Source organism: Rhizobium sp. SVR5-9E (assembly GCF_056755095.1).
On record NZ_JBNDHS010000709.1, the window covers coordinates 1 to 238 of the forward strand.

General features: G+C 41.6%; 1 protein-coding gene. It reads left to right on the plus strand.

Annotated features, from left to right (window positions below):
* A partial coding sequence (locus ACPYOJ_RS36655; RefSeq protein WP_481420581.1) for a hypothetical protein occupies positions 1–238 on the plus strand: 238 nt, incomplete at both ends.

The following is a 238-nucleotide window of genomic DNA, read 5'->3' on the forward strand; positions in this document are numbered from 1 at the left end:
TTTAATATGAATGTAGCAAACCTCAACTCTGCCAAAATGAAAGGGAGGCCTACAACAGTTGATATTAAAATCAACTGTTCATTCATGAATATGGCGCCGCTTTCTGTAAACTGGGGATTTGATGTTGCCGATCAGGGAGATAATTTTACCATTTCCGGAAGGACAACCAATCTACCTGCTATAGGGATTAACCCTTTTATCCGCCCGTATCTTCACGTTACCGCTACAGGAACCATAC